The organism is Melghiribacillus thermohalophilus (genome assembly GCF_004342905.1).
Classification (GTDB): Bacteria; Bacillota; Bacilli; order Bacillales; family Alkalibacillaceae; genus Melghiribacillus; species Melghiribacillus thermohalophilus.
Genome location: NZ_SMAN01000017.1, coordinates 48,986 through 70,211 on the forward strand (window position 1 = coordinate 48,986; position 21,226 = coordinate 70,211).

The following is a 21,226-nucleotide window of genomic DNA, read 5'->3' on the forward strand; positions in this document are numbered from 1 at the left end:
TTAAGGTAACACGTTGAGATTTTACTGGATAAATCACTAATGATGGATGCTAAGCTCACGAACATCTTTAAAGGCGATGGAATATTTCCCGTCTCCAAACGTTTTGGTGAAAGAAACGGGTCCTTGCTTCTGTTTATCTACCTCGAATTCGCTGGTATCATCGTTTTCCTTCTCCTGTATATCATGCTTTCCCGCTACCAATCCGGTTGAATCCTCTATCCGGCCCACATTTGAAGCAGAAATGGTGAGATTTTCCCACTGATCCATGTACAGCCCCACCCGGTTTCCTCTCACTTCCCAGTTCGCTTTCAGCTCATCGATATGCAATTTAACAGTTGGAAAGGGATACTCGGACCATCCCACCTTAATCTCTACATCGATATTCTCCGGTATGGAAAGGGTCGGATCATACCGATAGGAGGAATGGTATATTCCATTATCTTCGGGCAGAGATAAAACCTGAATATGCAGTATTTCCCCCGTTTGAATAAACTGAACAAGCTCTTCCTGCGAAAGCTTTTTTCCATTGGCTGTATCTGTTTCGTAAATTCCGAAAAGGATAGCTTCCCTTTTACTGGTTGTTTCTATATTTAAGTGATCCGAGGGATGAACCACGATTTTAGAAATGTCTGACGGAATGGACCTTTGAACGACAGGCAGTGCCTCTACCTTTTCCTCTGCATGTACGGCTTTTTGAATTTCTGCAAGGATTCCCGTGGACTGTATGACATATAGTCCGATTCCTGCTGTCCCGATCATACCGATAAACAAAATACTCAGGACATCATATTTCAGTATGGGAGTTTGCTCTTTCGACTGAAAAAGGTAAATTAATATTTCCAGGCCCAGTACGATTAATATCACGGGCCACCAGGAAAAAGCGATGACCGTCATATCCCAGTGAAAAAATTTGGCCAGCACCAGGATCACGCCAAGGAATAGCAAAGAGAGACCCATGGAAAAAGTTCCTATTCGCCATTGCCTCAAGATTCCTCATCTCCCTTCTCCACTTTTTTTCCCATTAGTAATTTGAAGCCAATCACTACTAAAACGAGACTTACCACACCTGTTTGAAAATACTCCTGATAGTAGTAATAGATATTCCAGTTTTGCAGTTCCCTCGCCAGGCCCGGAACAAGGATGGAGTCCAAAATAATGAAAAATCCGACAACTATCAGACCAATCCCCAGCCATTTTTGGTGATTTAAAAAATATTTAATGACTGGCACATCGTTGATTTCTCCCCACTCGTAACGGCTGAACTGCTGAAGGGCATCAAAAAAGCTGAAAAACCAGATGACCGGGATCAAAAATAAAAAGATCGAAAGATGCAGCACATCGAGAAGATAAATGGAGAGAAGAAAGAAAATCATCAGTTGGATTCCTCTCTGCTGAAGGCCAAGATACAAATGTCCCGCCCCCGGAAACATAGCAAGAACGGTGGTGATCACTTTGCTTTTCTCCCCGCTGATCCGATGTTTTTCAATATCTTCAATAATCGATATATCCTCGAGTTTTTCTCCCCGGTCTTTCTTATTCAGAAGCTGGATGGTATCAAATAAACTGTAAATCCAGATGACCGGCAAGATAAACAAAAAGAGCAAAAAACCTACTTCCCTGGTAAGAATCGAAACAAACAATACCATTGAGCCCAGGCCAAGAAAGCCTGCGAGCAGCGTGACTCCCCGCTGGTTTAATCCGAGATGGAAATGACCGACGCCGGGTATAAAGGAAAGAATAATTGTCAGGAAACGCTCATTGGTCTGGCTGTCCTGAACCTGCCGGACATTAGCTGTTTCAGTGGTAGCCTTACTGCCTGCAACAGTCGGGACGTTCTGATCCCTGTTCCACAGCAACGTCATCACGATATCCAGCATATTGATCCCCCAGATGCCTGCAGCAGTCAGCAGAAAAAATAACGAGAGCATGTCATCAAAAATCATAATTCCGGTAATGAACGTAAGACCAAGGGCACCCACGAAACTAAAGGCATACATGACTCCTCGGATCTTCCTGTCTAAATATATATGACCGAGTCCAGGAAAAAACGCCAGTAAAAAGGCAACGGCTGAAGACTTATTCATGACTGTTTATCCTCCTTTCCAGGTTCAATGATTTTAAATAATCCTGAAGTCTTCTTCATCAGCTCCGATGTAATGGATGTATCCCTGTTTTCCACAGCATCCGTTACATCCGTCACTTTTTGAAAAGCGCCCGTAAACATCAGACACAGAGTCAATCCCGCAGCTATTCCATAATGAATGATCGTTTTTCGCGTCACATGCCGGGAGGATTTATCCCTGGACCTGGAATCAGGAATTTTTTCTTCTAAGAGCCTTAACGTTCCATCCGTAAATGAATCAGAAAGTTTTTCACCGGGCTCCCACTCATCAATGATGTTCATATACCATCCGAAACATGAATCACAGTGCTCCAGATGCACACGAATGTCTTCCTTTTCCTGTTCACTTAATTCTCCATGAATAAACTTCTCCATCTTTTCAATACTCAGGTGGGACATCAAAAATCATCCTCCTTCCAGTGCTCACGCATCCATTTTCTCGCCCGGTACAGCCGCATTTCCACGGTTTTTTTCGCCAGATGAAATTCTTCACCTATTTCCTGGTACGACTTCCCTTCTAAATAATGGGCTTTGACAATTGTCCGATAAGACTCAGGCATTTCACCAATAGCCTGTTCAATGTTTCGTTTTCTTTCCGTATCGATGACGGCCCATTCAGCGCTTTCTTCCTGGATGGGATGAAAAGCATCTTCCTCAAAGGCTGTCAGTTCTTCATGCTTTCTCTTCTTTTTCCGATATGCGTCAATCGCTGTGTTAAACGCGATGCGGCTCAGCCATGACTTAAAACCCCTGGATTCATAAGAAGGGAGAGCATCCATCATCTTCAAAAATACTTCCTGGGTAAGATCTTCTGCCTCCTGCAGATCTTTGACAACGCTGTAAGTGATTTTAAAAATGTGTTGTTTATACTTTTCGATCAGAAGCCTCAGTGCCTGTTGATTTCCTGATTTGATTTTTTTGATTAAAACCTCGTCATGAATGGCTCTCCCCCTCCCTTCACAAGGCTTCATGAATACAGACGGAAAAAAAACGCTCTACCCTACACCCTTTTGAAAAACAATCATTCATATTGACACGAATGAAAAACGTCAACAAATAAAAAATAACTGACTAAAAAGCTCCTGGCCTTCAGTCAGTTGAAGTAATCCCTTCTATGCATCGGGGCCCCTCATTTTTTGGATTGTTCACGAATGTTGATACTTCATCCGCCGTTAAGTCTTCATCAGGCAGGCCCAGAAGAAAATCCCTCATTTCGTCGGGATCTCTCTGTTGAGGGTCAATCCATCGATCCTCATCGTCCTGCGGCAAAATAACCGGCATCCGATCATGAATGTTTTTCATAAAGTCATTGGGCGCCTTCGTTAAAATCGTGCAGGTGACCAGCTCCTGATCTCCCTTTTTCCATCGATCCCATAGTCCGGCAAAAGCAAACAGTCTGCGATTGTTTAAGGATATGCGGAGAGGCTGCTTTTTCTTACCTGTCTGTTTCCATTCATAAAAACTGTCCGCCACGATCAGACACCGCTTTCTAGCAAGCAGATGTTTAAAACTCGGTTTCGATGAAGCCGTCTCAGCCCTGGCATTAATCATCTTATAGCCGATACTCGGATCCTTTGACCAGAAAGGCACAAGTCCCCAGCGCAAATATCCTGCCTTGTTCCTTTTCCCGTCATTCACAATGCAAAGCACGTCCTGGGAAGGTGCAATATTGTACCTGGGATGATAATCATCCAGTCGGTGGTCAATGCCGAACCTCTCCAGAATTTCAAGTTCTTCAGCCAGCAGTGTAAAGCGTCCGCACAAATCCCTCACCCCTCTCTTCTCTGCAGAACCTGCATGATTTTGGTCTGTGCACGCTCGGCCAGATGACTCAATGGATATGCCCCATAATCCTCTGGATAAATAGGATCGCAGACCGTCAACTTCACTTGTGCCGGTTTGATTCCGATTCCGTTTTGTTCCATGATGTGATATGTTCCGTCAATCACGACCGGAACCACGGGAACCCTTGCCCTGACTGCCAGTCTGAAACTCCCCGCTTTAAAGGGGTGCATCTCTGGTCCTTTCGTTCGGGTCCCCTCAGGAAAAATCACAAGAGAGTGTCCGTTTTTCAGCACATCGATTCCCTTTGCAAACGCCTGGACCGTCTGCCTTTTATTGGTCCGATCAATAAAAACACAGTGCATTTCTTCCATCCATGAACGGACAACAGGAATTTTTTTTACTTCTATTTTAGACATAAATCCCACAGGTTTATCCAGATAACCGAGAAGGGCCATAATATCAAAGTTCCCCTGATGATTGGCGACAATCAATACCGGACCTTCCGGAAATTTTTCGTTTCCGGTAATCGTCACCTTCGCTCCTGCCGCTCTGAGGATTCCCTTTGCCCATCTTTTCGGCAGATCAAATATGATGGCATCCTGTTCATCTGCAGGCAGTGATGCAATGTTTTTCTTTTTGATTTTCCATAATGCTGGCAAACTGTAACAGATAAAACCGATCATATAGATCGCCGTCCAAATGGTTCGCATCTCTTTCTCCCCTTTAATCTAAGATCGTTTCTTTATCGGATTCCCTTTGATTTGCTTTGAATTCCAGCCGTCCATAGATTCACTATTCCTATTTTACTAGAGAAGAGGTGGAATGAATAGGAAAATGTTATAACGTTAAATGGGTCAGGCAGAACGCTGAAAATCATGTTAAAATAAGGAAGGGAAACAATCGTTTGATGACACCAAACAAAGAAAGGATTATGCCCATGCTTAAGCAATTCATTCAACAGGCAAAGGTTATTGTATTTGATATGGATGGAACTCTCTATGAAGGAACGGGACATTTTCGCTTGCTGGCAGAAAATATTAAACATCATCTTCCCGAAGATCAGCAGCAAGCCTATATGTCATGCTATGAATCTTTTAAACAGGGAAATAGTCCGTTGAAAATTGGTACCGTTTATGATGCAGAGCATGATGTGATTTTTGAATGGGACCCATTTGCTGAAAGGCTAAGCAAGGCGAGAAACTGGGACAATGAGCCAGTTTCTGTTCAGGATGTTCCTGATCGCTTACGGGTAAAAGATTTCGACTTTCAGCGCTGGGTGCCGATAGGCGATGGCTGGTGGCCGCCGCATGTCATTGGCCGGCATTTTGGTTTAACCAACGAACACACCGAAACAGCTTACCACCAGACCAAAGAACAGATGGCTGAAAAACAGGATTATTTAACACCTACCCCGGGGTTGAAAACTTTTCTGGAGTCCATTTCCCCGTCTAAAAAGCTGGTTTTAATGACCAACAGCGAAAAAAATGATGTCCAGCGGATACTGTCTCAGCTTGGGATTGATCATCTGTTTAAAGACCGAATCACCTCTGCATACAAGCCGGTTAAAACCAGAGACCATCTGGAAAGGATCATCGATACCTATCAGGTAAATCCAGAGGAAGTTTTATCAGTTGGGGATAATTTTATGAACGAAATAGCCCCTGCTCTGCAGCTCGGGGTAAAAGCCATCTGGATCACCCAATCCAATCAAGTGCCTGTTAAAGATGAACGTTATATAAATGTTCCGACCCTGGAAAATATTCATGTGATAATGGGATAATATTCAAAAAGGCAGAGGCTCCTCCCCTGTTTCACCCTCAACCAGAAGCCTGTCACAGGGAGAAGGTACCCGATTAATATCTTATTAAAGGAAGTGCAATATAAAGCGGTCGTTGGATGAGGAATATGTTTCAGCTCTTAGTAATGGGTTATGTCCGTCAAAAGAGAATTGACGGACTTTTCTTGTCTTTTTGGTGTATATATCTCCGTCCAGACACTGATTGCGAGTGATGCTCATCCCCTTAAAAACCAATAACAATGGTTTCCCGGTGACAAACTGCTTTTTCATTCTGTCTGTTTCCATTCTTTTATAACCTTTTTATACAGCCGATAATTTTCCTCATCGAAACAAACAAACATCACCTTTTCAAGTCCTTTCTTTTTCTTAATAAATTCCCGGACTGTTTTTATAGCCACGCCCGCCGCTTCTTCTTTTGGATAACCATAAACACCTGTGCTGATGTTCGGAAAAGCAATGGTATAGAGGTTTTGTTTCACGGCGAGCTCCATGGATTGTCTATAACAGCTGGCTAACAGCCTGGCTTCGTTCTGATTTCCTCCTCTCCAGATCGGTCCGACGGTGTGAATGACTTTTTTGGCGGGAAGATTTCCGGCTGTTGTCATTACGGCTTCACCGGTTGGACAGCCGCCGATCTGCCGGCATTCCTCCATAATGGCTGGCCCGCCGGCCCGGTGAATGGCTCCGTCTACCCCGCCTCCTCCAGCCAGCTGTTCATTAGCGGCATTGACAATGGCATCTACCTCAATTCTAGAAATATCCCCTTTGATCACGTCAATAGCTGTCATATTCGTGCCCCCTTTTCAATCAATTCGTATTATAATCAGGCATGTTAATCAAATCATGCTCATATCATGTTAAAAAGATACGAAATGGAGGAATCATCTTGCAATTTTATTATGGACACCAGATGCCTTTGCGCATTCTGGATGAAGCTGAGTTCTGGAAGCATCAGGAAGAAGAACATACCGTCGTCATACGTGAACTGGTCAGCAACCTGGAACAGGAATATGTAGAAGCCCTTTTGGAATGGGAAGACGCACTGTCCAGGACCCACCAGCAGATTGTACGATACATCGAATCCGTCATTCGATCCCCGGGGTATATTCCTCAGGAGCTTTATTCCAACGTGCTGCACCTCGTCGATTTCTGCCTGAGACAGAGCCTCGCATTTATCAAGTTATGTCAGCAAATCAAAACCGAGAGCAGTGCTGTTCAAAACAACCCAACGGCAAAAGTCGTGCTTGACCATATCATTCGGGAATCGGAATACTTTGTCGGCATTTCTCAGGTGTTGTTGGCCCATCAGCAGACCTGACGAGATCCCCTGGAAACATGGGGTTTTTTTCTGTCTCCACAGCGATAGCATGTATCATTCATACAATCCCCCGGTATATAACATAGTTAAATGATGGGCTGCATGATCCAGTGACAGATCCTCATTTTCTACCAGATCCCACATGAACATTTCATTGGCGTAGAACCAGGCCCTGGCAATATACGCTGCATCAAGGGCGGATTTTGCCAGTCCTTTATGCTGGGAATACGTTATATCTTCCGTGATTCTCCTGATGAACCTTTCACGGATTTCAACCCATTTTTCTTTTACCGCTTCTGAAAGGCCGATAGCCTCCTTCATTACTTTCAACATTTCTCGTTCCTGAACGGCAAGCTTTAAAAACAGGCGAACCTGGTGCTCAATCCGTTCATAAGCCTCTTGCTTCGTTTCGGGTTGGAAGGGAAGTTCAGCCACATCATAAAAACGATTCATCACATGCTCCATCAGTTCGATCAACAGCTCATCTTTATTTTGGAAGTAGACGTATGCTGTACCATACCCCTTATTGGCTTTTTTTATAATCTGGGATATGGTCGACTTCTGAAATCCATTTTCTAAAAAAACGTCGAGGCCCGCTTCGAGCAGTTCTTTTCTTGTCTGCCTGGCCTGTTTTTGTCTGGGGGATAACAGCTGATCATCCTGTCTCATTTAACTCCTCCTTGCTATCTCTCTTACCATCTATTATAATCAAAAATTCAAAATTTTTCTTCTCATTGACATCATATCATTGACATAGTGTCAATATCATAATATGATAAAGTCATTGTAAATTACAGAAAATTTCGAACCTGGAGTGAAGCTTATGACTTTAACACTGGATGATGCCCGTCAATTGGACAGAGAAGATCCATTGTATAAGTTCCGTAATGAGTTTTACGTTCGGGATGACGTCATTTATCTTGACGGAAACTCCCTGGGACTTTTGTCAAAACGTGCGGAACAATCCCTTTTGGACATGCTGGAATCCTGGAAAAACTTTGGAATTGACGGATGGACGACAGGGGAACATCCCTGGTTTTATCTGTCTGAAAGCCTTGGGAATCAGATGGCTGAGCTTGTAGGTGCGAAACCAGATGAAGTAGTTGTTAGCGGTTCCACAACCGTGAACTTGCATCAGCTGGCCGCAACCTTTTACGAACCACGGGACAGCAAAACAAAAATTTTAGCCGATGAATTAAATTTTCCATCGGATATTTACGCCCTCCAAAGTCAGATCAAGCTGAAAGGCTATGATCCTGCTGAACATCTGATTCGGGTCAGAAGCCGGGATGGACATACCCTCCATGAAGAGGATATCATTGCACAGATGACCGATGATGTAGCCCTGATTGTACTGCCGAGCGTGCTTTACCGGAGCGGTCAAATCCTGGACATGAAACGCCTAACAGCAGAAGCCCATAAGCGAAACATCATGATCGGTTTCGACTTATGTCATTCCATTGGTGCCATCCCCCATTCCCTCGATGAGTGGGATGTGGACTTTGCTTTCTGGTGCAACTACAAACACTTAAATGCTGGACCGGGAAGTGTAGCCGCCCTTTATGTCAATGAAAAACATTTTGGACAAACACCGGGACTGGCTGGATGGTTCAGCTCCCATAAAGAAAAGCAGTTCGATATGGAACATACCCTCACACCGGCAGAGAATGCGGGCGCTTTCCAGATCGGAACCCCGCATATTTTAAGTGCTGCGCCATTAATCGGTTCCCTTGAATTATTCAAAGAGGCCGGAATTGAAAACATCCGGAAAAAATCGCTGAAACTCACCCAATTTATGATGGATGTAATTGATCAGGAACTGATGGAATATAACTTTACGTATGGCAATCCAATGGAAGATCATCAGCGTGGCGGTCATATTTATCTGGAACATGATGAAGCAGCACGGATCTGTAAAGCCCTCAAAGACGCAAATGTCGTTCCGGATTTTAGAGCTCCAAAGGGCATCCGTCTGGCACCTGTTGCCCTTTACAATACCTTTGAGGATGTCTATCGCACTGTTCAGATTTTAAAAGATATTATGAAACATGAAACCTATAAAAAATATGAAAACAAACGGGGTGTCGTGGCATGACGAAATGGATTGACATATCTCAGCCCCTTCATCATGGAATCGCCCACTGGCCGGGGGACACCCCTTTTTCCTATGAGATTTCATTCTCAAAAGAACAGACAGGTTCGGTCAATATTGGAAGAATCACGACCAGCCTGCATACAGGGACCCACGTGGATGCACCGCTTCACTTTGATCCTGAGGGGGCATCCATCGATGAACTCGATATTAATCAATTCATTGGAAAAGCCAGGCTCATCGATGTTTCCCATTGCAAAAGGATTGGAGCAAATGAGCTTAAAGATGTGGATTTTCTTGGTGCGGATCACATCTTGCTTCGAACATCGGCACATCCAGATCCGGATCGTTTTCCAGAGGAAATCCCGTCCCTGGTGCCGGATCTCGCTCCTTTTTTACAGGAACATGGCATCCACCTGGTGGGAGTTGACGTGCCTTCGGTGGACCCCCTGGACAGCAAAGAAATGGCCGCACACCATGCTTTAAACCGGCACGGAATTGCCATTTTAGAAAATCTGGTTCTTGATCACCTGGGGCCTGGGGATTACGAATTAATCGCTTTGCCCCTCCCAATCCGGGGAGCAGACGGCAGTCCTGTCCGTGCCATCGTTAAACCAATTGATTTGGAGGGATAAACATGAGCAAACATCTATCGGAAATGGAAAAGGAACAAGGTGTTCACACAGATTTTAAAAATAATATGACCTATGGGGATTATTTGCAGCTGGACAAAATCTTGTCCAGTCAGCATCGGCTGTCTGACCATCATGATGAAATGCTGTTTATTACCATTCATCAGGTCAGTGAACTATGGATGAAACTGATTTTACATGAGATCCGTGCAGCCATCGACCATATCGAACAGGATGAGCTTGATCCGGCTTTTAAAATGCTGGCCCGCGTGTCGAAAATTCAGTCACAGATCATTTATGCCTGGGATGTTTTGTCCACCCTCACGCCATCTGAATATATGGAATTCCGTGACAAACTAGGACAGGCTTCCGGTTTTCAGTCCTATCAATACCGGATGATCGAATTTTCCCTGGGCTATAAATCAGATTACATCCTAAAAATCTATGAAAAAGATCCGAAACTATTAAAGGAATTAAAAGAAGCCTACAAAGCACCGAGTCTATATGATACCGCCATTAAACAGCTGGCAAAAGCAGGGTTCGATATTAACCCTGAACTTTTACACCGGGATTACTCGAAACCTTACCAGAGCGATCCTTCTGTTGAAGAGGCCTGGCTCGCCGTTTACAAAGATGTTGAAACGTACTGGAATCTGTATCAGCTCGCTGAAAAGCTGATCGACATTGAAGACTGGATCCAGCAGTGGCGCTTCCGCCATATGAAAACGGTGGAACGGATTATTGGCCACAAAATGGGGACAGGGGGATCATCAGGTGTAGGCTACCTTAAGAAAGTGCTTGACCACTGCTTCTTCCCTGAACTGTGGAACATACGCACAAAATTATGAACCTATTTCAATGCAAAGGAGCTGAAACGATGGATGGGAGAAAAGAACAATGGTCTTCTAAATTAGGGTTTATCCTGTCTTCAGCCGGTGCGGCCATCGGACTGGGGGCAATCTGGAAATTTCCTTATGTTACAGGTATGAATGGTGGGGGAGCATTTTTCCTGGTTTTCATCGCCTTTACACTGTTCATTGGACTGCCGATGCTAGTTTCCGAATTCGTGATCGGACGAGGAGCCGGTAAAGAAGCGATCAGTGCTTATGCAAAGTTGGCACCTGATTCCCTTTGGCCATGGGTTGGACGCCTGGGTTTAATCGGAAGCTTTTTGCTGTTATCCTTTTACTCCGTAGCAGGCGGCTGGGTTCTCATTTATACAGCCATGTCAATTCCAGGCATGATCATCAGCGGGAGCGCAAATTATCCGGAACTTTTTGGAACAATTACATCAAGCCCTGCTGTGACTTTGCTGGGACTTGCCCTTTTCATTCTGATTAACGTCGTCGTGCTCTCATTTGGCATACAAAACGGAATTGAAAAAGCAAATAAATACATGATGCCTCTGTTATTTATCTTTTTTATCATTATCGTCATCCGCGCTTTGACATTAGAAGGGGCAATGGAAGGAGTCCGGTTTTTCCTGACACCGAGCTTTGAAAATATAACCGGGGAAAGCATTCTGTATGCCCTCGGCCAGTCGTTCTTTGCCCTGGCAGTAGGGTTTTCTGTATTGGTGACGTACAGTTCTTATCTCGAGCGGGATGTGAGCCTTCCTTCATCAGCAGGCTGGGTAGCCATCATGAACATATTTGTATCCATGCTGGCCGGACTTGCTATTTTTCCTGCCGTATTCTCCTTTGGATTAGAACCGACAGAGGGGCCCGGGTTATTGTTCATCGTGCTTCCGACAGTCTTTTCCCAGATGCCGCTGGGCGAACTCTTTTTAAGCCTGTTCTTATTGCTGTTTTTATTTGCCACATTAACCAGCTCATTCAGTCTGTTTGAGATTATGATTTCTGCCTTTACAGAAAAGAAGCGGGAAGCAAGGAAATCCATTTCTCTGGTTACAGGACTCATCGTCTTCCTGGCTGGAATACCGGCAGCCTTATCCTTCAGTATACTGAAGGACTTTCAGATCTTCGGAAAAAATGTCTTTGATGCTACCGATTTTCTGGTCAGTAACATTCTTCTGCCGGTCGGATGTTTACTGATTGCATTATTTATCGTACACAGGATGGACAAGAAGCTGGTGGAACAGGAATTCATGACTGCTACTGCCGCATCTCCTGCATTATATGCTGGATGGAGATGGCTGATGCAATGGATCGTACCGATGGGAATTATCATTGTATTTATCAATTTGATAACAGGATAAATGGTTTTTTTGATTTTGAGAGTTTATTCAATAGTCCATGAAGTCAGAAAAAATGCCAACCCATAACGTCCAGGTTTCCCCTGGACGTTATCATTTTTAAGGGTTTCTGAATAAATCTCATCTGCCCACCCATTGTTCCAGCCAAACCGGCAAATAATCATAGGCAAATGCATCCTCAGGATAATCAATAAAAGCTGTATCCCCTTCTTCATACATCTGCTGGATCAGTTCATTCAGCGCTCCCATATAGTCATCATATAAAAACTCGTAGCTGATCGTCTCTTTCGGCATGAAATTTTCACTGCAAACGGATGGATGAGTGTAATTGAGATAGGTCCGGCACGGTATGGGACGTACTTCATAAGCCAGGCATGTATTCGTGACCGGGTCCAGCAGCGGGCACGGAACCTGTCTGGCAATATATTTTTGTTTAAAGCGTTCGTCGTTTTCAAAATCGAGGGATGTCAGCTCTTTCAGTTTCTTACCATACTGGCCGAAATAGTTCTTTAGATGCTTTAGCAATTGGTTTTTCCGCTCTTCATCCATCCTCTCAATTGCCTGCTGTATCAGTTTTCCTTCCATGCGGTTAATAATAATCGGGAAGTAACAGCAAAAGGCACAGCCCATCTGACAGCTCGGTTTGACATCCATAACCTTCTCCATCTGGCTGATTTCATCATTTACTTTTTGTAATAATTGCTGAAAAGCAAGCATAATTTTTTCGGCAGAAGGGACCCCCTTCTTTAAAACGTGATCAGCTATTTCGTAAAAAGAATCCGAATCGATTTCATAATGTTCGTGTAATTTCTGTACACGCTTCCCCATCTCTACATAGGATAGATAGCGGTCCATCATTCATTCTCCTTCTTTGTGATCATAGTTTTATTGTAAAGGAGGCAGGGCATGAAAAGCAAAAGATGCTGAATTTTTCACCCCCCCTTTTGTGTTCTCTTTTTCAGACGTGACAATGCCCACCAGCCTCCAAATCTATTCATGAAAGGGTGTCTTTTATGCACGTGGGAAGCAAAGGCTGGTATGTAAATGAGTTAAAAAAGCTGGGCGTGCGCTATTATGGAGGGCGGAAGCTGGAAAGGTACAAAAAGCCTATTCTTGCCAATCTTCTGGCACAAAAGAAAAAATAACGTAACGGTAACAGGGAGAATCCTCCCTGTTCTTTTTTTGGTATATAATACTATCCGCATCCTCCCCCATAAACTGCTACAATAAAGAGAATAAATATAAGAGTAAATTTCGACAAAATGGAGGAAAAAGCATATGTTTTCATCACCAGAAATAGGCATCGACCTCGGTACTGCAAATTTGCTCATTTACAGTAAAAATAAAGGAATTGTGTTTAATGAACCATCTGTAGCTGCTATTGATATAAATACAAAAGATGTGTTGGCTGTAGGCGAAGAAGCTAAGCGGATGATTGGAAGAACTCCGAAGCATATTGTACCCGTAAGACCCTTAAAAGATGGAGTTATTGCGGATTATGAAATCACTACAAAAATGTTAAAGGCCATGTTAAAAAAAGTCAGTGCCAGAGTCGGTCACTCCCTGCGCAAACCCATTGTAGTCATTTGTACACCTACTGGTTCCACCTCTGTTGAGCGGCGTGCCATTGAAAATGCCGTGAAGGAATATGGAGCCAAGCAGGTTCATTTAATAGAAGAACCTCTTGCAGCAGCAATTGGTGCCGGACTTCCAATAGACGAGCCCATTTCCAATGTGGTAGTGGATATTGGCGGCGGAACGAGTGAAGTGGCCATTATTTCTTTTGGTGGAGTAGTCAGCTCTCGATCAGTCCGTGTGGCAGGGGATCATATGGATCAGGCCATTATTCAAACGATTCGCCAAAAATATAATATCCTTATTGGTGACCGGACTGCTGAACTCGTTAAAATGGAGATCGGCCATGCTCTCATTGATCATGATGAGCTAACAATGGATGTAAGGGGAAGGGATATGGTCACCGGTCTTCCGAAAACGGTCACCCTATCCTCCTATGAAATTCAAAAGGCACTCGCAGATAAATTACAACAAATTCTGGAAGCGATTCGGTCAACCCTGGAACATTGCCCACCTGAGCTGAGCGGGGACATCGTTGAATATGGGGTTACCTTAACTGGAGGAGGAGCATTATTAAAAGGGATGCAGGAGTGGTTATCCGATGAACTTTCTGTCCCTGTTCATTTGGCTCCCAACCCGCTGGAATCTGTTGCGATCGGCACAGGAAAATCATTGAAATTTATTCATAAACTTCAAAAAGCCGCCAGGTAGCTATTCTTCATATTTCTTCGAATACAAAAAAAGCAACTGATCCAGAGTGATCAGCTGCTTTTTTTATTACCCATATCGTTTTGCACTTCTCCTGTACGGGAGTCAACAATAAACCAGCCTATAGTAGCGGTATGTGTAGTCCCGCCGTACTTTCTACGATTTCATATACATGAATCATATAATCATTTTGATCCATGCGATCAAATTCGATGTTTATTTCCGTATTATTTTCGATCTGAAGATGCTCCTGTACCAGTTTCACAGCATCCTCTGTTGTAATATTTGATCCTTCACTGCCAGGATTGCTGTCTTCTCCCCTGCCATTGGACGGCTCTTCATCCTGCTGGCCAGATTTACCACTGGGAGAGTTGCCATCGTTATTTGAAACTGGTTCATCCGGATCGGCTGATTTGTCCTCATCACTGTCCGGGTCCCCTTTCTGATTCTGATCCCCACCTGAAGAACTTCCTTCACCAGATTGTTCTTCTGACTGGTCAGGATCGGCGTTCTGGGATTGACTATCCCCTTCATCATCTGAACATCCGCTGATGAATAACATAACCGCTGCCAAAACAACGAGATTACCGAAAAGAAACCGTTTCATTGCTACTGCCCTTTCTGTTCATTTACCTCGATCAACCCATCGAATATTTTTCGTAGACAGTCCATATCGTTGGATTCCTTTTGTAAAAACTTTTGAAAAAAGACAGGGAATTTTTTTCTGACAACAACTTAATATTGACCGAGCAGCCCTTTTTCCATGGCGATTTTTTCACATCGCAAATACGTGAAAATGCCAATAGCAAAGTAAAACGCAGCACTGGCAATCAGCAGTGCATAGTCCAGCCAGGTGAAATCAGCTAATGTCATGTTATGGATCATAATTTGACGGATCATATCAATTCCCTTTACAAATGGGGCATAAGCTAAAAATGGAGCGACTGAAAGCGGAATAAACGTCAGCGCCATCAGGATAAACTGCATAATTTGCAAAAATGCCTGGATTTGCTTCACGATGATGGCAAGACCGGCAATAATGAAGCTGACCCCAATCATTCCTATAATCGTGAATAGAAAGATTGGCAATGTGGCCAGGGGACTGATATTCAGCCATTGATTGGTCATCAGCATGGATGCGAAAAGAAGAACAACGATGATAAAGAAATGGATAATAACCGTTCCTATCTGCCGGGATAAAAAGATTTTCCAGACTCCCATCGGTGACATATATAACTGCTCCAGTGTTCCTCTGGTAGCTTCTAACGTTATAGTGAATCCGGGACCTTGAAGCGTAATCAACGTCAGATACCAGAAGATGTAGTTGACGATGACATATTGAATATTCGTATCTGCCTGATTGGGATCACCAACAAACTGGATGCCTAAAAACATGGCCAGGAATATAAAATAAATCGTCAGAACCATGCTTAACGTATTAGGCCAGTAGCGTTTCATTTCAATGTATTCCTTTTTTATATTCGCTTTAATGAGATGAAAGAACTTTTTCATTGTATCCTTCTCCCTTTAACAGAGTCATAAATACCTGTTCAAAATCAACGGTGGTCCGGTCCATCTTTTCGATTTTAGTATGTTTGTCCCGCAAAATATCCATTAAAATATAAATATCGTCATCCTGCTCAAGGGTGACTTCCAGCATATGGTCGTGATAGTCGTGCATCGGTATCTTTTCCTGCAGCAATTGCAGCTGGTTGTCACTTAACGGGCTTCTCAGTTTAATAGAATAGGCTCTCGTCTCGAACAGTTTGATCAGATTATCTACCTGTTCATCGGTTACGACTTTTCCTTCGTTGATGATGACGGTACGTTTACAGAGGTCTTGAACAACTGGCATGTCATGGGTGCTTATGATAATGGTTTTCCCTTCTTTGTCCGTTATGTATCTGAGCAATTCCCTGACTTCATAGCCTGTCTCTACATCCAGCCCGAGAGTGGGCTCATCCAGCAAAATAATGTCCGTATCTGCCATCATGGCCACAGCAATGGCCAGCTTTTGCTGCATTCCCCGGGATAGATTATTAACCAGCTCATGTTCTTTTTTCTTGAGACGAAATAGGGAAAGAAGCTCTTCTATTTTGGAATGAATGTCCTTGCGACCAAACCCACGGTTTCCGGCAAAATACTCCAGATTTTCCCGTACGGTGAGACGCCAGTAGAGATTCCGGTTTCCTTCCAGAACAGCACTAATATGCCGCAGCGCTTTTAGGCGCTCCTTTTTAATGTCGTATCCATTAATCACAACAGTACCTTCATCAGGAACCAGGAGGCCGCAAATCATTTTGATCGTTGTTGTCTTTCCGGCGCCATTTGGTCCAAGCAGTCCCAGTATTTCTCCCCTGTTTACCGTAAAAGAAACATGATTAACAGCTGTTATTCGTTCCTTTGTCTTTCGTTTTTTGTAAGCTTTCTTAACGCTTTTCACCTCTATCATGGATCCCATCATATCCCACCTCTTCCATGACTTTTAATTTCATCTTACCTGGATAAAATCCATTCTGAAACGGTCCACCGTTTGTTTTCCGCTCAGACCTGAGACGGATCACCTTAAAGCTTCTGAATCAATTCAGGCAATTCTTGAAGGGACCGAACAATCTCCATATTGGAATAGGGTTTTTCCTTTGTTTTTGATGACGGTCTATGAACACTCCATACATCCCGCTTTTGACCGCTCCGCCTACATCTTTTTGAGGATGGTCTCCCACGTAAATAGCGCGTTCCGGCCGGGTCCGAAGCTGCCCCAGACATTCCTGAAAAATGGCAGGATCCGGCTTGCTAATATTCAAATCTCCTGATATCACAACAGCAGAAAAAAAGTGGTCAATCTTTGCACCCTTTAACTTGCTTCGCTGAACATCAGATTCTCCATTGGACACGATTCCAAGTTTGTATTTTTTCAGGGAAGACAAAACGTCTGAAACATCCGGAAATACCGCAACATTTCCTAAATAGGTATCCACATATTGTTGGTGATTATGATAAGCTTCCTGTTCAGATAGGGTTTTCCCCATTTCACGAAAAATCGCCTGCATACGCAAGATCCTCCTCCGCTCCAGCGTAATCCTTCCTTTAAAATAGTCCTGAAGCAGCCGGTCTGATTCCTGTTCCCACAGGTTCATTAGTTCTTCATTGGAAAATTCTTTTGTTGCTGGCACGATTTGATCGAAAAAGGCTGTCAATGCTTCTTGTTCAGTCTGTTCATGATCGGTCAGGGTACCATCCAAATCAAAAATAACCGTATCAATCATTCGACCACCCCCTGTATAATTCTGAACTTTCAAACATTATTAATAAGAACGAAACAATTGCCTGGAAGGTTTCATTTCCATTAAAAGCCCCAGTCAGAATTCTGAAACCAATCATGCTCTAAATAATGAAACCAGTCATGACCTTCTCAGTCATAACTGGTTTTCATTCGTTAAAGCAGCCGATAGAATAAATTCCTCATAGCCAGTAACATGTTTACATCACACCTGACAACAGTAAACAAAAACGATTAAACACGATCCTAAAACTTTCCCGAAGATTTAATTCCCCTCCTGAGCAGGAAAAAGGCAATGACAAAACTGACCGCTGCTGTATAGAAAAGGGAACGGTTCCCCAGAAGATCCATTCCGAGTCCCACAAGAGCAGGTGCTACTATGGATGAAAAACTAGAGAACAGATAATAAAGACCTGTAAAAAAACCGATCTTCGTTTTTCCCCCAAGGTCTGCAACGAGGGGATACGCCTGAACATTAATCAGGGCCCAGGCAAAGCCACCTGCGAACAGCAGCACTTTCACCGTCGTCAGAGAGTCGAACAGCGGAATAAAAATAAAGATGAGGGGCAGCATGACTAACCCGACCAGCATCGCAGGGCTTTTGCCCATTTTCGTGCCGATCAGCCCGGCAGGTAGGGCAAATAGTACAAAGGATAGACTGAAAAAACCTAACGCAAGCCCCGCTTCCCCTCCGGTTACCCCCAGCGTTTCGGTAGCGTATACACTAAACTGGGCTTCAACTCCGCTGTATCCAATAAAATAGAAAAAGATCGCCAGCAAAATCAATAGGTGTCCGCGGATGTCGGAAACTAACTGTTTAGTTCCGGTACTCTTTACCGCCTTTACAGCCATCATTTCTTCCGTTTCCTCTACCGATGACACATAGGGAGGGTTCCGGTCAATGACCAAATAAAGCAGCACAGTTGTCAGCACTAACATGATTCCACCGATGATAAATGGGTAATTTCTCGAGAGGTCATACAGTGGAGCAAGGGCAAACAACGCCGAAAGCGCGCCGATTCCCCCCATGAAGTTGATGATCCCATTGGCCGTGGAGCGTTTTTCTGAAGGGGTGTGGTCCGGCATTAAAGATATGACAGGTGCGCGGTAAATGGTCATGGAAAGCAAGAAACAAATATCGATGATCAGCAAAATCCAGATGGTCACAGCAGACAAAGGCAGCAAGATGAAAAATAAGGCGGCAAGGGGCATGCCGAGCAATATAAATGGCAGGCGTTTCCCGTATCGGGTGTTCACCCTGTCCGACCATGTTCCAATAACGGGAATCAAAATAACCGCGAGCAAGTTATCCAGACCCATAATGGCACCCCGCAAAAACCGGCTTTCCATAAAATCTCCGAGAATGAGGGGCATATATGTATTGTATAGGGTCCAGACAAGGGTCAGAGCCAAAAAGCCGCTTCCAATAGCCAGAATCTTTCCATAAGAAAAAGGTTTATGAGTCACGCCAGTTCCTCCTTATACTTACGGCTGTTTCAGGATCATCGGTAAAAATGGAACAGCCAGCCTTTAATAATTGTTTCATTTGTTCCGGCCCATTAACGGTGAAGACCCGAACAGGCATATTTTTGCTGGATGCAACCTGAATCAGTTCAGGAACTGCCACAGGCAAATATGGATGCAGAGCCCTGGCCCCGATATGTTCAGCATAATCCCAGGGTTCATACAGCCCTTCCATAAATAAGACAGCCGTCTCCAGTTCCGGCGCCAGGCGCTTTGTTTCCACAAGGCTGTAATGATTAAAAGAAGACAGAATCACCCGTTCTTCCATTTCAAACTGGCGTATCAACGCAATCACTTTTTCTTCAAGCTCCGGGAAACGGGGATAGCCGTTTTTTAACTCGATGTTCAGCTTTAAATGGGTTCCCTTGATCCATTTCATCACTTCTTCCAGTGAGGGGATTCTTATCCCCTCAAATGTTGAATCAAACCAGGAACCCGCGTCCAGTGACTGAATATCTTTATATGTATAGTTCATCACAAAACCCTCACCATCAGTTGTTCGATCTACGGTCAGATCATGGATGACGACCGGCACATGATCTTTCGTAAGCTGCACATCCAGTTCAATCCCGTCTGCCCCTGATTCCAGAGCAGCCTGGAATGCAGGCATCGTATTTTCAGGATGTGTTTTGGATGAACCCCTGTGGGCAAATATCAGTGCCTCCATAAAACTCCTCCTATTTTTTCTTTATTTTATCAGAAAAACATTAACCCAGTGCGAACTATTTTTAAATTTTGCATATTTTTCCTGCTATCATTACGTATATCAAAGTCCTACCCAATTACAATAAAACATATGAAAAAAATATCAGGTTTGTTTATATTCATCATTTTACTGATGGTTCCGGTTCTAACCCATGCGGAACAAATCGTTTCGGTCAAGCTTAAAAATTATATTGGCAATTCTTCGAGCATGACCTTGAAAGCAGAAGGGGACTATTTATCATTAAGCCCGACATTCCAGTTAAAGAAAGGGGTGACCTATCAGCTTTCGGTGGAGTCGGGAAAGTTTATTCTGTCTGGAAATGGTGAAACTGTTTCCTTTGAAGGGGCGTTTGCCTTCTATCCAAAAGAGTATGATTCAGACCACCTCCTCTTCATCAATGACCGGCCGTACATGGGTGCCATGGAGTTTACGATCGAGGACCAGCAGTATATCCGTCCAGTGAATCATCTATATCTGGAGGACTATTTAAAAGGTGTCGTGCCATTTGAAGTCTACCCATCCTGGGAAATGGAAACATTAAAAGCCCAGTCACTTGCGGCCAGAACCTATGCCATCACCCATTTAAACCAGGATCAGATGATGAATGATACCGTACAATTTCAGGCATATGGCGGTTATATAGATTTTGAAAAAACAAAACAGGCCGTAGAAGAAACAAAAGGCCAAATTATCACCTATGACGGCAGACCGATTGGCGCATTTTATTCCGCGAGCAATGGGGGCATAACGGAAAATAACGCCAATGTATGGGGCGGTAAAGCTCTTCGCTATTTTCCTATTCAAAAAGACCCCTATGATCCAGTCCTGCCATGGGAATTTACTCTTCATCAAACCCAGATCAATATTGAGGATATCAACTGGGATGTAGAAAATATCTGGGATCAGCTGCAGGAGAAGGATGAAAAGATCACTTCCAATATGAAACGCTGGCTTAAAAGGAAGGGAGTGTTCGGCGACATTAAAATTCTGTCCATTCCCCGGTTTACCATGTCGAGTGAACGCAATGAGTCCGGAAGAGCCCTTAAAGGATCCATATCCATCGTATACATGCAGCGAATGTTTGACGGAATGATTCTGTTAGGACAAAAAACATTGAAAAACGTCCCGATGTCCCATATCCGTCCCATGATCGGCGGAACCATTTTTAAAAGCTATTTAATTGATTCATTAGAAAAAGAAAACGGCGTTTACGTGATGAAAGGAAGAGGATTTGGACATGGAGTCGGCATGAGCCAGTGGGGAGCCAATGGCATGGCTGAAGAGGGGAAAACGTACCGGGAGATCATTGATTATTATTATCCCGGCACATCGATTACCAATATTAACGAAAGGCAGGATCTGCTGAAACCATAAAATTGGCTCTCCCCAATGAAGTGTGTTGAAAATTGAAAAATGCAGAATCTTCCTCTATCGTTAATAGTAACCCAAACCAAAACCAATAGAAAGGAAG

24 protein-coding genes are annotated in these 21,226 nt (G+C 43.8%); 9 read left to right on the forward strand and 15 right to left on the reverse strand.

Going from position 1 to position 21,226, the window contains the following annotated elements:
- Window positions 1-36: 36 nt before the first annotated feature.
- The 6 genes from EDD68_RS11315 to EDD68_RS11340 form a co-directional block, all read right to left on the reverse strand.
- The gene (locus EDD68_RS11315) at window positions 37-987 is read right to left on the reverse strand and encodes a hypothetical protein (RefSeq protein ID WP_132372398.1); all 951 of its coding nucleotides are present in this window, start codon (window positions 985-987) and stop codon (window positions 37-39) included.
- Window positions 984-2,084 (reverse strand): hypothetical protein, encoded by a 1,101-nt coding sequence (locus tag EDD68_RS11320; RefSeq protein WP_132372399.1) that lies wholly within the window; start codon window positions 2,082-2,084, stop codon window positions 984-986. The genes EDD68_RS11315 and EDD68_RS11320 overlap by 4 nt, the downstream gene beginning before the upstream one ends.
- Window positions 2,081-2,521 carry a zf-HC2 domain-containing protein gene (locus EDD68_RS11325; RefSeq protein ID WP_132372400.1) on the reverse strand — a complete coding sequence of 147 codons (441 nt, stop codon included), beginning with the start codon at window positions 2,519-2,521 and terminating at the stop codon, window positions 2,081-2,083. The genes EDD68_RS11320 and EDD68_RS11325 overlap by 4 nt, the downstream gene beginning before the upstream one ends.
- Window positions 2,521-3,093 (reverse strand): RNA polymerase sigma factor, encoded by a 573-nt coding sequence (locus EDD68_RS11330; RefSeq protein WP_132372401.1) that lies wholly within the window; start codon window positions 3,091-3,093, stop codon window positions 2,521-2,523. The genes EDD68_RS11325 and EDD68_RS11330 overlap by 1 nt, the downstream gene beginning before the upstream one ends.
- A gap of 118 nt (window positions 3,094-3,211) precedes the next feature.
- Window positions 3,212-3,886, reverse strand: coding sequence for an SOS response-associated peptidase (locus tag EDD68_RS11335; RefSeq protein WP_132372402.1), 675 nt, complete (start codon window positions 3,884-3,886; stop codon window positions 3,212-3,214).
- A 5-nt stretch (window positions 3,887-3,891) separates the two neighbouring features.
- A complete protein-coding gene (locus tag EDD68_RS11340) occupies window positions 3,892-4,617 on the reverse strand; it encodes a lysophospholipid acyltransferase family protein (protein WP_132372403.1) in 726 nt (241 codons plus the stop codon).
- A 227-nt stretch (window positions 4,618-4,844) separates the two neighbouring features.
- On the opposite strand from EDD68_RS11340, the gene EDD68_RS11345 reads away from it, so the two are divergent.
- The gene (locus EDD68_RS11345) at window positions 4,845-5,687 is read left to right on the forward strand and encodes an HAD family hydrolase (protein ID WP_165902158.1); all 843 of its coding nucleotides are present in this window, start codon (window positions 4,845-4,847) and stop codon (window positions 5,685-5,687) included.
- Between the two features lie 284 nt (window positions 5,688-5,971).
- Here EDD68_RS11345 and EDD68_RS11350 read toward each other — a convergent pair whose 3' ends face one another.
- Window positions 5,972-6,493: an O-acetyl-ADP-ribose deacetylase gene (locus EDD68_RS11350; RefSeq protein WP_132372405.1), complete on the reverse strand. Its 522-nt coding sequence runs from the start codon at window positions 6,491-6,493 to the stop codon at window positions 5,972-5,974.
- A gap of 98 nt (window positions 6,494-6,591) precedes the next feature.
- Between EDD68_RS11350 and EDD68_RS11355 the strand changes: the two genes are divergently transcribed.
- A complete protein-coding gene (locus EDD68_RS11355; protein WP_132372406.1) occupies window positions 6,592-7,023 on the forward strand; it encodes a DUF2935 domain-containing protein in 432 nt (143 codons plus the stop codon).
- A gap of 54 nt (window positions 7,024-7,077) precedes the next feature.
- Here the strand turns inward: EDD68_RS11355 and EDD68_RS11360 are convergent, their stop codons facing one another.
- A complete protein-coding gene (locus EDD68_RS11360; protein ID WP_132372407.1) occupies window positions 7,078-7,692 on the reverse strand; it encodes a TetR/AcrR family transcriptional regulator in 615 nt (204 codons plus the stop codon).
- A gap of 154 nt (window positions 7,693-7,846) precedes the next feature.
- Between EDD68_RS11360 and kynU the strand changes: the two genes are divergently transcribed.
- Genes kynU through EDD68_RS11380 form a run of 4 tightly spaced genes read left to right on the forward strand, consistent with a single transcriptional unit; the run spans window position 7,847 to window position 11,965 of the window.
- Window positions 7,847-9,118 carry a kynureninase gene (gene kynU, locus EDD68_RS11365; protein ID WP_132372427.1) on the forward strand — a complete coding sequence of 424 codons (1,272 nt, stop codon included), beginning with the start codon at window positions 7,847-7,849 and terminating at the stop codon, window positions 9,116-9,118.
- Window positions 9,115-9,750, forward strand: a complete 636-nt coding sequence (gene kynB / locus EDD68_RS11370; protein ID WP_132372408.1) for an arylformamidase — start codon at window positions 9,115-9,117, stop codon at window positions 9,748-9,750. Before kynU ends, kynB begins: the two co-directional genes overlap by 4 nt.
- A gap of 2 nt (window positions 9,751-9,752) precedes the next feature.
- Window positions 9,753-10,595 (forward strand): tryptophan 2,3-dioxygenase, encoded by an 843-nt coding sequence (kynA, locus tag EDD68_RS11375; protein WP_132372409.1) that lies wholly within the window; start codon window positions 9,753-9,755, stop codon window positions 10,593-10,595.
- A 29-nt stretch (window positions 10,596-10,624) separates the two neighbouring features.
- Window positions 10,625-11,965 (forward strand): sodium-dependent transporter, encoded by a 1,341-nt coding sequence (locus EDD68_RS11380; protein ID WP_132372410.1) that lies wholly within the window; start codon window positions 10,625-10,627, stop codon window positions 11,963-11,965.
- A gap of 117 nt (window positions 11,966-12,082) precedes the next feature.
- Here the strand turns inward: EDD68_RS11380 and EDD68_RS11385 are convergent, their stop codons facing one another.
- Window positions 12,083-12,817, reverse strand: coding sequence for a YkgJ family cysteine cluster protein (locus EDD68_RS11385; RefSeq protein ID WP_132372411.1), 735 nt, complete (start codon window positions 12,815-12,817; stop codon window positions 12,083-12,085).
- Between the two features lie 158 nt (window positions 12,818-12,975).
- Between EDD68_RS11385 and EDD68_RS11390 the strand changes: the two genes are divergently transcribed.
- Window positions 12,976-13,107: a DUF2639 domain-containing protein gene (locus EDD68_RS11390; protein WP_132372412.1), complete on the forward strand. Its 132-nt coding sequence runs from the start codon at window positions 12,976-12,978 to the stop codon at window positions 13,105-13,107.
- Between the two features lie 133 nt (window positions 13,108-13,240).
- Window positions 13,241-14,248: a rod-share determining protein MreBH gene (gene mreBH, locus EDD68_RS11395; RefSeq protein WP_132372413.1), complete on the forward strand. Its 1,008-nt coding sequence runs from the start codon at window positions 13,241-13,243 to the stop codon at window positions 14,246-14,248.
- A 118-nt stretch (window positions 14,249-14,366) separates the two neighbouring features.
- Here the strand turns inward: mreBH and EDD68_RS11400 are convergent, their stop codons facing one another.
- The 6 genes from EDD68_RS11400 to EDD68_RS11425 form a co-directional block, all read right to left on the reverse strand.
- Complete coding sequence (locus tag EDD68_RS11400) at window positions 14,367-14,852, reverse strand: hypothetical protein (protein WP_132372414.1); 486 nt, start codon at window positions 14,850-14,852, stop codon at window positions 14,367-14,369.
- Between the two features lie 128 nt (window positions 14,853-14,980).
- Window positions 14,981-15,757 (reverse strand): ABC transporter permease, encoded by a 777-nt coding sequence (locus tag EDD68_RS11405; protein ID WP_132372415.1) that lies wholly within the window; start codon window positions 15,755-15,757, stop codon window positions 14,981-14,983.
- Complete coding sequence (locus EDD68_RS11410; protein ID WP_132372416.1) at window positions 15,732-16,706, reverse strand: ABC transporter ATP-binding protein; 975 nt, start codon at window positions 16,704-16,706, stop codon at window positions 15,732-15,734. Before EDD68_RS11410 ends, EDD68_RS11405 begins: the two co-directional genes overlap by 26 nt.
- 118 nt (window positions 16,707-16,824) lie before the next feature.
- Window positions 16,825-17,511 carry an HAD family hydrolase gene (locus tag EDD68_RS11415; protein WP_132372417.1) on the reverse strand — a complete coding sequence of 229 codons (687 nt, stop codon included), beginning with the start codon at window positions 17,509-17,511 and terminating at the stop codon, window positions 16,825-16,827.
- Between the two features lie 260 nt (window positions 17,512-17,771).
- Window positions 17,772-18,992 (reverse strand): MFS transporter, encoded by a 1,221-nt coding sequence (locus EDD68_RS11420; RefSeq protein WP_132372418.1) that lies wholly within the window; start codon window positions 18,990-18,992, stop codon window positions 17,772-17,774.
- A complete protein-coding gene (locus EDD68_RS11425; protein ID WP_132372419.1) occupies window positions 18,982-19,716 on the reverse strand; it encodes a glycerophosphodiester phosphodiesterase in 735 nt (244 codons plus the stop codon). The genes EDD68_RS11420 and EDD68_RS11425 overlap by 11 nt, the downstream gene beginning before the upstream one ends.
- A gap of 171 nt (window positions 19,717-19,887) precedes the next feature.
- On the opposite strand from EDD68_RS11425, the gene EDD68_RS11430 reads away from it, so the two are divergent.
- Window positions 19,888-21,129, forward strand: coding sequence for a SpoIID/LytB domain-containing protein (locus EDD68_RS11430; RefSeq protein ID WP_243646850.1), 1,242 nt, complete (start codon window positions 19,888-19,890; stop codon window positions 21,127-21,129).
- Window positions 21,130-21,226 lie beyond the last annotated feature (97 nt).